The organism is Roseibium sp. 10G30-5 (genome assembly GCF_055809635.1).
The window spans coordinates 3,581,576-3,596,249 of the sequence record NZ_CM147918.1 but is presented as its reverse complement, the minus strand read 5'-3'; the positions used below and the strand labels follow the sequence as shown (position 1 = coordinate 3,596,249).

Sequence of the window (14,674 nt, the reverse complement as noted above, 5' to 3'; positions counted from 1 at the left end):
CTGCTTCTAACCCGGAATTTCGTGAAGTCCGGGCCACACTTTGCTCATTTCGGAAGAGGCATGACTTATACACGCCCCCTCGGGCTAAGGCCACATGGGTGACCACAAAAAATGCGCTGAATGGCGCTTTTTTACGCTGTCACAACTCCGCTTGCGGCGAAAGCATGGTGAGGTTCAGCGGCGTCAGTTTTTCATCAATAAGATCATAGAGATCCAGCGGCAATGCCACCGCTCGCGGATAAAGCGGTGACGCCCGATCAGCCAGCACTGGCACATGCCATCCATCCGTGGTCTCGATGAAGTGATCAATGCCCTCAGGTCCCCAGAAAGCGTAAAATCCGGCAAGCACGCAATCAAGATAGCTTTGCAGGATGGGAAACTGCTCATTGCCCCAATGGTGATGCTCTTGTTTGGCGCGGAAGAGGAACAATTCGTCTGGCCCCGGTCGCCCATAGGCATCGCAGGCAAAGCTGTCTGAGATTTCAGCGACCTTGAAATAGCCCGCCTCGCGCTCTTCAAGCTTCGCCAGCCCCGCAAGAGGCGCTTCCACCACAACACCACGAATGGATCGCGTCGCATCCGGGATCACTGTCAACGAGCATACGCCCTTGCCGCCACCGCGATCCACGCAGATCTGCCATTCTCGCGCCCATCCTGTCAACAGGCCAGACGTCACTTCGGTCTCCGAGGGAAGTGTCTTCACATTCACCAGAGACCCATAGCCAAAGTAATGCATCTTCATGAGGCCATGCTTCTAATCAAAATTGTCGCGAAAATAAATCATCTTTCGAAAAGACATGGTCCCGTTTTCAAGCAGGCCCAGACAAGAAATGCATCCTGAACAGAGGCTTCCAGCGGCGCTACAACCAAGGATAATCAACACATGATTGTGTGTCGAAACATCCAAATATCTTAGAACTTTATTGTGTCCTGCCGCATAGAAATTGATTTACTTAAACAGGTCTGTTCGCACGCACACTCTTCAGGGAAACTTTCATTTCTTGACCTCTTTCCGACATCTTCCAACATCCGAGGCCAACGCCAGCCTCTCGGACAAGAGGATATTGAAGACGGCCTTTCTGCTCGCCTTTGCACTCATCGCGCTGACCTCTTTATCTTTGGTCTTCATTGGCTTCGTTGCATCTTCCGCCTCACGCGAGCAGACCATCGAGGCAGAACGCAAGCTGATGCAAAATGCGGTGGATGATCAGATCCAGGTAACGCTTCACCAGCAACTCACAGTGACCCGGTCAGATCGCACCGTCGACAGTGTGATCACTGACTTCAAGCCAGACATCATTCGGCGTGCGATGAAAAGTCTCTGGATGGATTTCGGCTTCGATGAAAACCTGATCGTCGCGCCGGATGATCGTTTACTTGCGCTCACCAAGGCTGACAAGGCATCTCTCAAACCCGGAGGAGTGCTGCGCCAGCCGCAATTGTTGAAACTGGTGACCCGAGCGCGCGACATGTTCACCCGCACCCACATCGCGGTGAAAGGCGGACTGAGCTATCCAGCCTTAAAGACGCTCAAACCTGAGCAGATTGCCGTCACAGGCATCGTGGAGATTGACGGCACAGTGTCCCTCGCCGTTGTCGGCCCCATCCTTCCCGATCACGAGCAACCACATCTGCCAGAAGGTGGACCAACGATCCTCATTTCCTTGCAACACCTTGACCACTCGGCGCTGCACATATTGGACGAAAAGTTGAATTTTTCGGACCTGACCTTTCAGCGCTGCAGGCACCGCACCAGCCTGATCTGATCACCCTGCCCCTCAAGGATATCGATGGCCGCCAGATTGGTGTCTTCGCATGGCGCAGCTATCTGTTTGGCATCAGCTTGTGGCCGACGATCATCCCGGTGATCATCATCGTCAGCAGTATTCTGGCGTTCATCGCCTTCAGTCTTGCCTGGCGCATTGGCCGCCTGACGGTCTCTCTGAATACCAGCCAGCGACTGAACGCCTATCTCGCGCAACATGACGCACTGACCGGCCTGTCAAATCGACGCGCCTTCAACGACCTGCTGGAGACCGCTCGCGCCCGTCTGAGACAACAGCCTTTCGCGCTGATCCATTGCGATCTGGATGATTTCAAACATATCAACGACACCTACGGACATCCCGCTGGCGATGTTGTTTTGAAAAGTGTTGCCGACCGCATGACCGATATTATCGTCGGGAAAGGCACGGCCTGTCGATTGGGCGGCGATGAGTTTATTCTGCTGATCGACGGCACAACCATTGTTTCTGAGCTGGAACGGCTCTGCGAAGATCTGCTGGCGGCAATCAATCACCCTATTGCCATTGATGAAGGCGGCCAGATGGTCCGCGCCAGCATCAGTCTTGGCCTGGTGATTGCCCGCGATCCAAACTTGCATGTCCGCGACATCCTGGCCTCACTGGATGCGGCCCTTTATCAGGCCAAGAAAGACGGCAAGAATCGCTTCGAGGTCAACACACTCACCGCCAGTTCGTGATCGAGCAGGCCGGAAAACCTGACGCTGATCAAGCAACCATCGGCCCATTTCAAAGATAAAGAAGATCTGACGCAAAAAGGCCCGACGATGTCGGGCCTTCTCGTGTTTCATGACATAGTGAGGCGTCGCTGACGAGATCAGCCGCGCAACCGTGCCGTTGGCGTGCGCATGGTCACCAACTCTTCGGCCGCCGTTGGGTGAACCGCGATGGTCGCATCGAAATCGGCCTTGGTCGCGCCCATCTGCAAGGTAATGCCAAGAACCTGCGCCATTTCCCCCGCATCCGGTCCAATGACATGCACCCCTAGAACACGATCATTGTCTGCATTGACAATGACTTTCATCATCATGCGTTCATCGCGCCCTGACAGGGTGTGTTTCATCGGCCGGAACCGCGCCAGATAGATGTCCAGGTTCGGCGTCTTTTCCAGAGCCTGCTCCTGCGTCAGACCAACCGTGCCAAGTTCCGGCTGCGAGAACACTGCGGTCGCGATCAGATCGTGGTTTACCGTCCAGGGATTGTCACCAAAAAGCGTATCGGCAAGCGCATGTCCTTCGCGGATGGCCACCGGCGTAAGAGCTGCGCGGTCGGTTACATCGCCCACTGCATAGATCGAGGGAACGGAACTCTGCGAGCCTTCGTTCACCTTAACTTCGCCCTTGCGGCCAAGCTCAACACCCGCCTTTTCCAGCCCCAGATCTTCGGTGTTCGGATCGCGGCCGATTGCGTACATCACCTTGTCGACCACCAGTTGCGTACCGCTTGCACAGGTCACTTCAAAGCGACCATCGTCCAGTTGCACGATCTGGGAGGGGGTCTCGTTGGTGCGAACCGCAACGCCCTTCTTGACCATTTCATCCTGGATCATGTCCCGGACATCGCCGTCAAAGCCGCGCAGGATCTTGTCCCCCCGATACATCAGCGTGGTGTCAACGCCCATACCATTGAAGATCCCGGCAAATTCCACCGCGATGTAGCCACCACCAACGACGAGGACACTGTTCGGCAGTTCATCCAGATGGAACGCTTCATTGGACGTGATGACATGTTCGATGCCCTTAACCGCCGGATCCAGATTCGGCTTGGCCCCAACCGCCACAAGAATAGTGCGCGCCGTCACCGTTTCATGGTTGGCCAGCAGTCGGATGGTGTGAGCGTCTTCGACAACCGCCCGGCTCTCGTAAGTCGTCACACCAGCCTTTTCCAGGTTGGTTTGATAGATCTTTTCAAGGCGGTTGATCTCCTGATCCTTGGCCGCAACCAGCGCCTTCCAGTCGAAAGAGCGCTCGCCAACGGACCAGCCGAAACCTTCTGCATCCTCAAATTCCTCAGAGAACTTCGAGGCATAGACGAAGAGTTTCTTGGGAACGCAGCCACGGATCACGCAAGTGCCGCCAAAGCGATATTCTTCGGCTAAGGGCCACTTTGGCACCGTGAGTTGCTGCGATCCGCGCCGCACGCACGCCACCGGAACCACCGCCGATTACAAAAAGGTCATAGTCATAGTCGCTCATGCGCGTTCTCACTTCATCTTGTCGCAAGCCGATTGGCGGCTTTCTTCCCTGTCTTCAGGGTCCAAATCTAAAAAGAAGGCGGCCCGGGGCCGCCTTCCTACATAAGTCTTCAGGCAAAAAATGCCAGATCAGTTCTTCTTGGCAGCGTCGCCAGAGCCCTGCTCGTCGGTCTTCAGCTCATCGCGGACCATGGCGACCATTTCGGTCGACATCTTGTTCTGCCACTGACGCGCGGCACCGATGGCGAGTGCCGTCATGGTCGGGCCTTCCTTGGCGAGCTTGGCACCCAGCGGCGACTTATAGAACTTGGCAAGCTGGTGCAATTCATCTTCCGAGAACCGGCGTGCCCAGACTTGGTAAATGACCTTGTTCAGATCAGGACGTTCCTTGGCAAGTTTCAGGGCCACATCATTTGTCGCCTTGATAACATCCTGCGTCCGCGAAGGATCGGACTGAATGAACAGAGTCCGGGTCTGTTCTGCCAGAAGCGGCAGGATGTCATCGAAAGAATCCAGCGAGTTGGTCGCCATGATTACTTCCTTGGCAGCCTCAAGATGGCTCTTGCTGATCTTTTCCGGCGCTTTATCGCCGGCAGCATAGGCGTTCATCGGGGCCAGGCTGGACGCCATCATGGCAACACCAACGAGCGAGCCTACCGACAACATGGATTTGAATTTCATTTCTAGAACTCCATCGCTGGCTTGGAAGCTTTTGTTCCCGCCTCAAATTCCGTTTTACCGCGCCGGGGTTACAACCACGACATTATCTGCATCTGCCACATAGGCGCGCTCTGCCAGCCCAAGAAACAACCCGTGCTCCACAACACCTGGGAGATCACTCAAGTCGATAGCCAGCGCTTCCGGGTCCATGATGCAGGTCAAATGCGCATCCAGAATGTAGTGCCCACCATCTGTGACAAAAGGATGGTCGTCACCCCGCAGCGTGAGTTTTCCAGACAAACCGTTTGTCTCAAGCACATTGCGGATGTGACTGCGTGTGGCTTCCAGACCGAAGGGAACCACTTCGATCGGTAAAGGAAAGGCACCGAGGTGATCGACAAGTTTGCTCTTGTCGGCAATCACGATCATGCGATCCGAGGCTGCCGCGACGATTTTCTCGCGCAGCAAAGCACCGCCGCCGCCTTTGATCAGGCCCAGGTCGGGACTGATCTCGTCAGCGCCATCGATTGTCAGATCAAGTCGGGATTCAACATCGAGCGATGTCAGGGGGATCCCTTCTGCCAGTGCCAGATCGCGGGTCTGATCGGACGTCGGCACACCCACGATGGACAACCCCTCACGCACCCTTTGACCAAGCCCCTTGATGAGGAATGCCGCCGTGGATCCAGTTCCGATCCCGATCTTCATTCCGTCTTTCACATCATTCAGGGCCCGCTCTGCAGCCAGACGCTTGCCTTCAGCGCTCATGCGATTACATCCTCTCCCGGCAGGCGACCTTATATCAGTCGCTCTGCAAGATCGATTAACACGCAAATCTTGCGAGCGCAAAGCGGCATGGCAAGGTTTCAAGAATTGAAGTTCGAAAACGGACATTTCCCGGCATACCAGCCCTTGAGACACCAGCGAAGAAGCTCTAGTTCAAGAAAACAACAGTCTCCAACGCACCAAGGTACTGCATGACCCAGCCAGTTCTCATCTTCGATCTCGACGGTACGCTTGTGTCTTCAGCGGAAGATCTCGCCCAGGCGCTCAATGCGACCCTTGCCAAGAACGGCATGGCGCAGCTTGACCCGGCATCGGTAAAATCCATGATTGGTCAGGGAGCCAAGAAACTTTTGCAAAAAGGCATGGCCGCAGAGGGGGTGACTTGGGACGAAGACGCCCATGCCCCGATTATGGCCGACTTTCTTGTCTATTATGCAGAGCATCTGGCCGATCAGACTCGCCCCTTCCCCGGCGTTCTGGATGCGCTGGATGGACTGCGCGCCAAGGGCTACAAGCTGGCGATCTGCACCAACAAGGCCAAGCGCTTTACCAATCCGCTGGTGGATGCCATTGATCTGCGCCGTCATTTCGATGCGGTCGTGTCCGGCGATACGCTGGATGTCTCCAAGCCCGATGGTGCGCCGCTGCTGGAAGCCATTCAGCCCTGACTGGCGGCCTCAAGGATGGCTCAATCATGGTGGGTGATTCCATCACAGACATCGATGCTGCGCGTCATGCCGGGTTGCCCGTCATCGCTGTTGATTTCGGATATACCCCCATTCCCGTCACTGAATTGGGGCCAGACGTCGTGATTTCTCACTTCAACGAGCTTCTTGCGGCAGTTGACAGCCTTACTGTCACCAAACAGAATTAAAATCATGGGAAAGAGAGGGCCATTCCGCCGTTGCATGGCTCCAGCGGGATCAGCTCTCTCATTCCAATCACCATCGGCATAACAGGTCGAAGGACTGCACATTCATCATTTCAATTGACCTGCCAATCCACTGACCTTGCTCCGTACCGCGTCAAGAAGCGGTCTTTCGAGTCAGGCCCCATAAACGAATTTCAGTTAGCGTCTGCCGCACTGGCAGAAAGCGCGGGCGGGCACCTGCTCTGCGACATTGCGAGCCTGGACTTCCTTTATTGTGCCTCCTCCGAGATCCGCTTCATCAGCGCCTCAAGTTACCCCATCCAACCACGCGGGGACAGCGTGATCCGGCAGGTGCTTCAGTGCTGCCAACCCAGCCCCGCCCGCGCATCGTTTCGCTCCTTGCGGATGCGAAACAAAGGACACCTTCATGACTTCTTCCGCAGACGCAGCCGCGTCTTCAAGTTTCACGCCGCTGATCGAGAACAAGAAAGAGCGCCTGCTGGCGTTTCTCATTCTCTTGCTGGCGATGTTCATGGCGACCATGGACAATCAGATTGTGTCCACGGCCCTGCCGACAATCGTTGGCGAGTTTGGACATCTGGAGCGCTTCAGCTGGGTCGGGTCGGCCTATCTGTTGACCACAAGTTGTGTGATGCCGCTCTATGGCAAGCTTGGAGATCTGTTCGGCCGCAAATACATCATCATGGCAGCAATTACCATTTTCACCGTTGGATCAATGGTTTGCGGCCTCTCTACCTCGATGAACTTCCTGATCGCGGCCCGCGTCCTTCAGGCGCTTGGCGGTGGTGGCATCATGGTGTCGTTGTTCGCGATCAACGCCGATCTCTTTGCGCCGCGCGAGCGGGCCAAATACCAGAGCTTCACCAGTCTTGTGCTGGTGCTGTCGGGCACCATCGGGCCAACACTGGGCGGCACGATGACGTCGCTGTTCGGTTGGCGGTCCATCTTTTACATCAATGTGCCCGTCGGCGTTCTGGTCCTGATTGGCCTTGCCTATCTGATCCCCTACAAGCGCCCCGCCCGCACGCCGAAAATCGACTATATGGGCATCATCTTGCTGACGTGTACCATCGCCAGCATCGTCATCTGGACGGACAGCTCGGAATTGTTCGGATCACTGTTCAATCTCAAGAGCGCCGGCATCCTTGTTTTTGGCGTTCTTGCGGCCGTTTTCTGGGTCCAGGTGGAAAAACGGGCGATTGAACCGGTGATGCCGCTGCATCTCTTCAAGAACCCGACGATCCCGTTGCTTTGGGTCATCTCGATCCTCAGCGGCTCGGTCGGCATTGCCATGTCGAATTATTATGCGCTGTTCATTCAGTCTGGACTGGGAATGACCCCGCTGATCGCAGGACTGTTCTTCATTCCGGTCACTGGTGGCATTGCCATCGGCTCGCTGACCTCTGGCCACTTGATGTCGCGGTCCGGCCACTACAAGAAATTCTCCATCATGAGCATGGGCCTCAGTACCATTGCCCTTGCCTGCTTCACGCTGGTGGACACCACAACACCCGTATACGTCATGCTGCCAATCTTCCTGCTGCAAGGCATCGGCGTCGGCCTGGGGCAGCAAGTGCCCATGCTCGGCATCCAGAACGCAGCCCCGCGCCGCGACACGGGCGTGGCCTCCAGCTCCGTCACTCTGACCCGCATGGGAGGAGCATCTATCGCCATCTCGTTGTATGGCGCGATCATCTCGCATTTCTTCGATGCCTCGACCCACACCTTCCCCGGCATCAACAATGTCGAGAAGTTAACGCCGAAACAGATCGCCAATCTGCCTCAGGCGACACAGGATGCCATCGGCAAGCTGTATATCGAGGCCTGTCACCCGATGTTCGTAACCGCTGCGGGACTGGCGTTTCTGGGGTTCCTTTGCGCGCTGTGCCTGAAGAATGTTCAGCTTCCCGGCAGAGAGGACACCAGCTCCGCAGACCCTGCCCGCGGAGGACCACCGGCAGCCCCCAGTCGACAGCCCAAAAGGCCTGATCAGGTCTCAAGACGAGACAAACGGAGGCCATCCCCCGTTTGTCGTTGATTTTCGGCAAGGCGCTGCCCGTCGTACGGATGAGGGCTTTTCCTGAGCATCACGGGTCCCCAAACGGCCCTTAAGCCTTGGCTTTTTCCACAAGAGCAGACTTGCACTGCGCCAGAATGTCCTTTAGATAACCGCCACGCGCCGACAGGCTGCGGGCGATTAGCTCAGCGGGAGAGCACTCCCTTCACACGGGAGGGGTCACTGGTTCAATCCCAGTATCGCCCACCATATTTTTCCCTTTAACTACATAGACTTAAGCTATTTTTAGGAAGCCCTTTTTGTTCTCTATATCGTAATTACTTGCAGAACAAAGCAAGAATGTGCCATGAACATGCAGGTAGGCTCGTACAAAACCCGCACAACTTTGTTCCTGACACGTTCATGTTTCCGGAGTTCCCTCTGGTTCAATTGAACCAGATAGCATTGCTATTCATGCACTGCTGGAACTATCTCACGTCTAGAACATGCGCTCGAACCGAGTGCCATAGATATCAAACCACAACGTGGTTGAACTTGATGGCAGCCGCTTACACCTTAAGTTCAGATACACACCATTGACCGATCCGGGCGCCAAGCTGACTTGCAGGATATATGGATCATACAACGTCGCCTAGCCATGCCGCAGATCTGGCGATCTCATAGCCCCTTCCGAGTGCCATTAGACGGTTTGACTGCAGGATTATGAAAACGTCCAGGCCATAAACGGACCGTCAGAATGCGGTCAGATTTGGGAAAAGCATACGACCGTGGCTCGGTCGCACACAATCGCTTCCGAGCCGGTGCCGCCTTAAATCATGATCTCAATCAATCACGGCTTCGCGCGCCCATTTCAGACGCTTGCTCTCTCCTGCCCTTGTCCTGAAAGCAGCCATTCGTAATGCCGCAAGAAAAGGCGCTTTCACTCGCTTTCGATTAGATCAGTCTTCATTGAAGATTGCCCAGTCTAAGTTGCGCAACCTTGACGGCAGTGGAAAGCTTTCCCAATATCAGGGGTAGAGCCAATTTTTTATGCATTTAAGCAGTCGCCATCGAGGTGAGCAATTGATCGAAAGTATCCATTTAGCCAATGAAGGTGCATACGATGCGGCCGGCACTAAGCTCGAAGGTTTGAAAAAGCTCAACTTCATCTTCGGCTCGAACGGATCAGGCAAGACAACAATTTCTCGCGTTATCGAGGGCTCGGGAAATTTCCCTGACTGCCAAATAACATGGGCAGGCGGCAGCCCAATGGATACCATTGTATACAATAAAGACTTTGTTGAGAAGCACTTCGACGCAGAAATCGGCATCAAGGGCATATACACGTTTGGTGGAAACGTTGAGGTCGCTGAGAAGATTAAGACGCTCAAAAGCGAAGCCGATGCAATGAAAGCAAAGCTTAGTGACCTCCGAAAGACCCTTAGCGGTGAGGATGGCACTGGCGGGAAGAAGAAAGAGCGAGAAGATCTCGCAGCACAGTTCTTAAAAGATGCATGGGATGCCAAGAGAAATTTCAGTGATTTAAAAGATGCTTTCACCGGGCTAAACAGCGACAAGAAGAGGTTCCGCGACCGGTATCTGACCGAGGCCTCAAGCAACGTAGCTATAGTTAGGGATATTGCAGAGCTTCGCGAAGACGCTGCGACCGTGTTCTCGGTTTCGCTGTCAGAGGCAAAGCTTTTACCCAATCAGGACAGCTCAAAGGTTTCGGCGTTGGAGAACTCGGCCATCCTCGAAAAGAGGATCATCGGCAAAGAAGACGTGGATATCGCGGCGCTGATCGAAAAGCTCGGCAATAGCGACTGGGTGCAACAAGGTCGGCAGTATTTCGATCAGCTGGAAGACCAGTGCCCTTTCTGCCAGCAAAAGACAGACGAAGCCTTCAGACAGAGCCTAGAGGCGTATTTTGACGAAAGTTACATCTCCGATCTCGCGGCTATCGACAAGCTGCTCGCCGACTATACCGATGCGGCAAGAGAGCTACTGACCGCTTACAGCATGTCCGACATTGTTGAATCGCCCTACCTTGATCGCGAGGCTTTCGACAAGGATGTCGCAGCTCTTCGCTTGGCACTCGATAGCAACGTTAAGCACGTCACGGCGAAGCGGAAAGAGCCTAGCGCCCCATCAACGCTGATTGATACAGCCCAGCTGCTCGCGGCGGTGAATACCCACATCGCAACGGCCAACAAGAAGGTCAAAGTCAACAATGACACCATCAACAATCTTGCAGCCAGAAAGAAAGAGCTGACTTCGCATATTTGGAAAAGGCTGCTCGAAGACACAAAGGCGGTTTACGACAAGTTCAAATCTGAAACTGGTGGGCTGGACAAGGCCATCACATCGTTAGAAACCCAGATTGAAACAGAAAAAAAGAACTTAGATGACAAGCAGGAAGAGATAGAAGATAACGAGCGGAAGATCACCAGCATCAAGCCAACGATTGATGCCATCAACAAGCTCCTGAAGTCATTTGGGTTCACCAACTTCCACCTCGTTGAAAGCTCGGGGGGCGGATATTATGAAGTCAAACGCGCAGACGGAAGTGATGCCAAGAGAACCCTAAGCGAAGGAGAGAAGTCCTTCATAACATTTCTATATTTTTATTATCTGGTTGGCGGATCATTCAGTTCGTTCGGCGGCACGGCTGACAAGGTTGTAGTGTTCGATGACCCCATTTCGAGCCTTGATGCAGACATTCTCTTCATAGTCTGCAATCTGATAAAATCAATCATTGCCGAGATGCGAACGGGCACAAGTGCGATAAAGCAGGTATTTGTTCTCACGCACAATATTTATTTCCACAAGGAAGTGACCTTCGACAAGAAGCGTAGCGCCGCTACGGCTAGAAGCGACGAGACGTTTTGGATCGTGCGCAAGACATCGCAGCGATCAGAGCTAATGCCTTTTGCCGAAAACCCGATCAAGTCGAGCTATGAACTTCTTTGGCGAGAGGTCAGACAAAAGCCGCCGTCAGATACTGCAATTCAGAACGTCATGCGCAGAATTCTCGAACATTATTTCAAATTCTACGGTGGCATAACGCCAGAGGACATTATCGAAAAATTCGAAGGCAAGGACAAAATGATCTGTAGCACCCTACTGTCTTGGGTGAATGACGGATCGCACTTCGCCGCCGATGACCTCTATATGACGTGCGATCCAAGTCAAGTTGATCGTTACCTGAACGTGTTCCAGAGAATTTTCGAGAACTCCGATCACGGTGGTCACTTCAGGATGATGATGGCTGATGACTATGTGGAACTGCCCGCTGAAGAAACCCAAAAGACGCTTGTTGCATCGGCGGGGGCTGGTGACATGGCTAGCTCAAACGCGGCGGCATTGTAATTCGGCATGCCGGCCCGAATGACCGGTTCGGAAAAGCTGCGCTTCACTCGAACGTCCGCTCAGGCTCCAAATAACTATCTACCTACCAAGTCGAAAGTCCGCTTTGTTAATGGAAATCTAAAACCCTTCAGTTCGCTCTAGCCCTTCTTCCTGTCATTCATTTCGACTTTAACCAAAGTCCCCTTCCCACTCATTGTTGTCATGCGCCGGACCGGGACCGAGCCTCGGCTACCGGGATACGACCTAGGGTGTTTCTTCCGGAACTGTCATTTCTGCCAAGAGATCTCTGACGCAGCGGAATGTATGCTCACAGCATCCTTTTTCGGTTGCGTGATTCGAGCAAGAGATGACGACAAAGACCGCCGTCCGTCCCCCCATTGACAAGATGAAAAAGGCACTTGCCTTTCAAAAGCAGGGCGATATCGAACGCGCCCAGCGCATCTACAAACTGGTGCTCAAGAAACACCCGGACTATCCCGATGCCAATCACCTGATGGGGGTGTGCTACCGGCAGGCTGGTGATCCGTTTCGCGCCTTCGAATACATACAGAAGGCCATCTCGCTGGCCCCTGACAAGGGGCCGTTCTACGCCAATCTGGCACGCACCATGATGGACATGCCAGACACAGATCCTGAAGGACTGTTGGAAGCAGCCGAACAGGCATTGCGCTTCAGTCCCGACCTGCTGGAAGCGCAAAACATGCGCGCCATTGCGCTAGCCAAGATGGGAGAGCCACGCAAGGCCGAAGAGATCTTGCAACAACTGATCGTCAGGGCCCCTGACTATGCGGAGGCTTATCGAAACTATGGTCTGATCCTGCGCGACAACAAGGACTATGACAAAGCCATCGCCTTCTTCAAGAAGGCAACCTGGCTGGATCCGTTGGGAACAGAAAACTATCTGCAACTGGCACAGTGCCGCGCTGAATGCGATCAACACAAGCAATCGGAAGCCGAACTGGAAGAAGCGGTCGAACGCTTCCCCGACAATGGCGATCTGCTGCACGAATTGGCACGTACGAAGTTCCGCCTCAGCCGAACGGTTGAGGGCTTGCCCTACGCCCAAAAGGCGCTGGCGCTGGACCCCAACGACGAACACCGCATGGTGACCCTGGGCGTTACCCTGCAGGCTTTGGGACACTACCGTGAAGCAATCCAGCACCTTGGACGCGCCCTGCAGAAGTGTGACGGCAAATTGCCCACCGCAGTCTGGAACATGGCGCATTGCTATTTGGGGATGGGCGACCTTGAAACCGGATGGGACGCCTATCCCAGCCGCTTTCAAAGCCGTTTCACCAGCACCTTGCGGCGTATCTTTCCACGACCGGAGTGGACAGGGCAGGACATCACGGAAAAAACCATTCTCGTCTGGCTTGATCAGGGGGTGGGCGATGCCTGGCGCACAGGCACCATGCTGCCAGATCTGACAAGACTGGCCGACAAGGTGATCCTGGAAGTTCCGAACAAATTGCTGGCGCCTTACAAACGCAGCTTTCCAGACATCGAGGTGCGCGTTGCCGCCTACGATCCGGAGACGCTGGATGCACGGCTTTCAGACTATGATTACCACATCGCTATCGCTGATCTGGCGCGGTTCTTTCGCCGGTCATTCGAGACATTCCCCACCATCAGCGAACCGCCCCGCTACACATTTGATCAGGCCAAGGCCCGCGGCTATCTGGAGCGCATCAAGGGGGCTTCAACCAAGCCCGTGGTCGGCATCGGCTGGCGCTCGCGTGTGCTGCTCGCCTCCCGCGCACGCTACTATTTGTCCGCCCCGCAGATTGCTCCGCTTCTCGAATTTCCAGATGTGATCTACGTCAACCTGCAATACCAAAGCCTAGAACGGGAGCGGCGCTATTTCATCGAAGGCCGCAAGGCCAACTTCCTGCACTTCGAGGATGTCGACCTGTTCGATGATCTCGACAGCTCGGCAGCCCTAGCCGCCTGCTGTGATCTGGTGATCTCGGCCAATGTCAGCACCGCAGATATGGCGGGCGCCTATGGCATCCCCTGCTGGCGCTTTGGCCCCCGGAAGCCCCGCTGCTACTCGGACAGGAAAACCCGCCATGGTATCCGGCCATGCGCTTTTTCACCATCGACGAGACGCAGGATGCCGTCCACATCGTGCCGGAACTCAAGACCTGTTTTGAGACCTGGCTATCGACCTTCTCGCCCGAGCAGCGCAATGCCCGCCTCGGGCTTTGAACGATTTTACAGGCGCGTGGCTTCATAGGCGAGCCATGCATCTTGCGCGGCCGCATGGCTTTGCGGCGTACCCACATCAATATGACACACGGTGTTTTCAAAAGTGTGGCAGCGGCCCAGAAGCAGCGGCAGCAAATCCCGGCTGATGTCGGGGCTCTCCCCTTCGAGAGACAATGCCATACGCGCCACTTCCGGCTGCATGAGAAAGACAGCACCGTTTGCGAGGTTCCCCGGCGGAGTGGCAACCTTCTCGTGAAACCCGACCACCCGTCCCAGCTCATCCAGTTCCAGAATGCCGCAACTCGATGGTGTCGGAGTGCGAAAACTCATCATCGTCAGAAGACAATTCTCCGGCCTTGCCCGATGCGCAGCCTCAAAAGCCTTCAGATCCGCCAGACACAAATTGTCCGCATGCGCCAACAGAAACGGGCCGTTTGACAAGACGTCCGCGCAGGCCCGGAAAGTGCCGCCGGTTCCCCGCAATACCTTTTCATGAATGATGGAAAGATACGGTCGCACCGGATGCCTTGCAGCAAGATAGTCTTCCACAACGGGGGCCAAATAGCAGGTGTTGAGCAGGATGTGCTCGTAGCCCGCGGCGATGAGGCGCTCCAGCCAGATGTCCAGGAGCGGCCTGCCGCCAATCGGCACCAGACACTTGGGGATCTGGTCGGTCAGAGGGCGTAACCGCTCGCCACGTCCCCCAGCCAGCAACAGGGCTGTCTTGTGCGCGCGGCCCGGGTCTATGGTCTGTTGCATTTTCATCG

11 protein-coding genes, 1 tRNA gene and 1 pseudogene are annotated in these 14,674 nt (G+C 54.9%); 8 read left to right on the top strand and 5 right to left on the bottom strand.

The genetic code is table 11. The annotated features are described in order from the left end of the window. Positions 1–139 precede the first annotated feature (139 nt). Positions 140–742: a gamma-glutamylcyclotransferase family protein gene (locus AC0L7U_RS18180; RefSeq protein WP_473692694.1), complete on the bottom strand. Its 603-nt coding sequence runs from the start codon at positions 740–742 to the stop codon at positions 140–142. Positions 743–1,001: 259 nt separating this feature from the next. Here AC0L7U_RS18180 and AC0L7U_RS18175 point away from each other — a divergent pair, with 259 nt between their 5' ends. After that, the gene (locus AC0L7U_RS18175) at positions 1,002–1,766 is read left to right on the top strand and encodes a CHASE4 domain-containing protein (RefSeq protein WP_473692693.1); all 765 of its coding nucleotides are present in this window, start codon (positions 1,002–1,004) and stop codon (positions 1,764–1,766) included. Between the two features lie 77 nt (positions 1,767–1,843). Next, complete coding sequence (locus tag AC0L7U_RS18170; RefSeq protein WP_473692692.1) at positions 1,844–2,482, top strand: GGDEF domain-containing protein; 639 nt, start codon at positions 1,844–1,846, stop codon at positions 2,480–2,482. Positions 2,483–2,619: 137 nt separating this feature from the next. On the opposite strand, the pseudogene gor reads toward AC0L7U_RS18170, so the two are convergent. The 3 genes and pseudogenes from gor to rpiA all read right to left on the bottom strand — a co-directional run bounded on the left by gor (position 2,620) and on the right by rpiA (position 5,424). Beyond that, positions 2,620–3,997, bottom strand: a pseudogene (gene gor / locus AC0L7U_RS18165) (glutathione-disulfide reductase). A gap of 128 nt (positions 3,998–4,125) precedes the next feature. Then, positions 4,126–4,677, bottom strand: coding sequence for a DUF2059 domain-containing protein (locus tag AC0L7U_RS18160; RefSeq protein ID WP_473692691.1), 552 nt, complete (start codon positions 4,675–4,677; stop codon positions 4,126–4,128). Positions 4,678–4,731: 54 nt separating this feature from the next. Further along, entirely contained in the window at positions 4,732–5,424 is a 693-nt protein-coding gene (gene rpiA / locus AC0L7U_RS18155) for a ribose-5-phosphate isomerase RpiA (RefSeq protein WP_473692690.1), read from the bottom strand. A gap of 209 nt (positions 5,425–5,633) precedes the next feature. Between rpiA and AC0L7U_RS18150 the strand changes: the two genes are divergently transcribed. The 6 genes from AC0L7U_RS18150 (at position 5,634) to AC0L7U_RS18125 (ending at position 13,935) form a co-directional block, all read left to right on the top strand. Continuing rightward, entirely contained in the window at positions 5,634–6,110 is a 477-nt protein-coding gene (locus AC0L7U_RS18150; protein ID WP_473692689.1) for an HAD hydrolase-like protein, read from the top strand. Positions 6,111–6,136: 26 nt separating this feature from the next. Then, positions 6,137–6,316, top strand: a complete 180-nt coding sequence (locus tag AC0L7U_RS18145) for an HAD hydrolase-like protein (protein WP_473692688.1) — start codon at positions 6,137–6,139, stop codon at positions 6,314–6,316. 424 nt (positions 6,317–6,740) lie between these two features. Next, complete coding sequence (locus tag AC0L7U_RS18140; RefSeq protein WP_473692687.1) at positions 6,741–8,372, top strand: MDR family MFS transporter; 1,632 nt, start codon at positions 6,741–6,743, stop codon at positions 8,370–8,372. A 153-nt stretch (positions 8,373–8,525) separates the two neighbouring features. Beyond that, positions 8,526–8,600: transfer RNA gene (locus AC0L7U_RS18135), tRNA-Val, on the top strand. Between the two features lie 813 nt (positions 8,601–9,413). Then, positions 9,414–11,699, top strand: a complete 2,286-nt coding sequence (locus AC0L7U_RS18130) for an AAA family ATPase (protein ID WP_473692686.1) — start codon at positions 9,414–9,416, stop codon at positions 11,697–11,699. Between the two features lie 346 nt (positions 11,700–12,045). Then, the gene (locus AC0L7U_RS18125; RefSeq protein WP_473692685.1) at positions 12,046–13,935 is read left to right on the top strand and encodes a tetratricopeptide repeat protein; all 1,890 of its coding nucleotides are present in this window, start codon (positions 12,046–12,048) and stop codon (positions 13,933–13,935) included. Here AC0L7U_RS18125 and AC0L7U_RS18120 read toward each other — a convergent pair. Beyond that, positions 13,914–14,666 (bottom strand): nucleotidyltransferase family protein, encoded by a 753-nt coding sequence (locus tag AC0L7U_RS18120; RefSeq protein ID WP_473692684.1) that lies wholly within the window; start codon positions 14,664–14,666, stop codon positions 13,914–13,916. The genes AC0L7U_RS18125 and AC0L7U_RS18120 overlap by 22 nt on opposite strands. Positions 14,667–14,674 lie beyond the last annotated feature (8 nt).

Excerpts from the sequence above, each read along its gene's own strand:
- AC0L7U_RS18180 (WP_473692694.1), bottom strand. The coding sequence starts at position 742 with ATGAAGATGCATTACTTTGGCTATGGGTCTCTGGTGAATGTGAAGACA.
- AC0L7U_RS18160 (WP_473692691.1), bottom strand. The coding sequence starts at position 4,677 with ATGAAATTCAAATCCATGTTGTCGGTAGGCTCGCTCGTTGGTGTTGCC.
- rpiA (WP_473692690.1), bottom strand. The coding sequence starts at position 5,424 with ATGAGCGCTGAAGGCAAGCGTCTGGCTGCAGAGCGGGCCCTGAATGAT.
- AC0L7U_RS18150 (WP_473692689.1), top strand. The coding sequence starts at position 5,634 with ATGACCCAGCCAGTTCTCATCTTCGATCTCGACGGTACGCTTGTGTCT.
- AC0L7U_RS18145 (WP_473692688.1), top strand. The coding sequence starts at position 6,137 with ATGGTGGGTGATTCCATCACAGACATCGATGCTGCGCGTCATGCCGGG.
- AC0L7U_RS18140 (WP_473692687.1), top strand. The coding sequence starts at position 6,741 with ATGACTTCTTCCGCAGACGCAGCCGCGTCTTCAAGTTTCACGCCGCTG.
- AC0L7U_RS18125 (WP_473692685.1), top strand. The coding sequence starts at position 12,046 with ATGACGACAAAGACCGCCGTCCGTCCCCCCATTGACAAGATGAAAAAG.
- AC0L7U_RS18120 (WP_473692684.1), bottom strand. The coding sequence starts at position 14,666 with ATGCAACAGACCATAGACCCGGGCCGCGCGCACAAGACAGCCCTGTTG.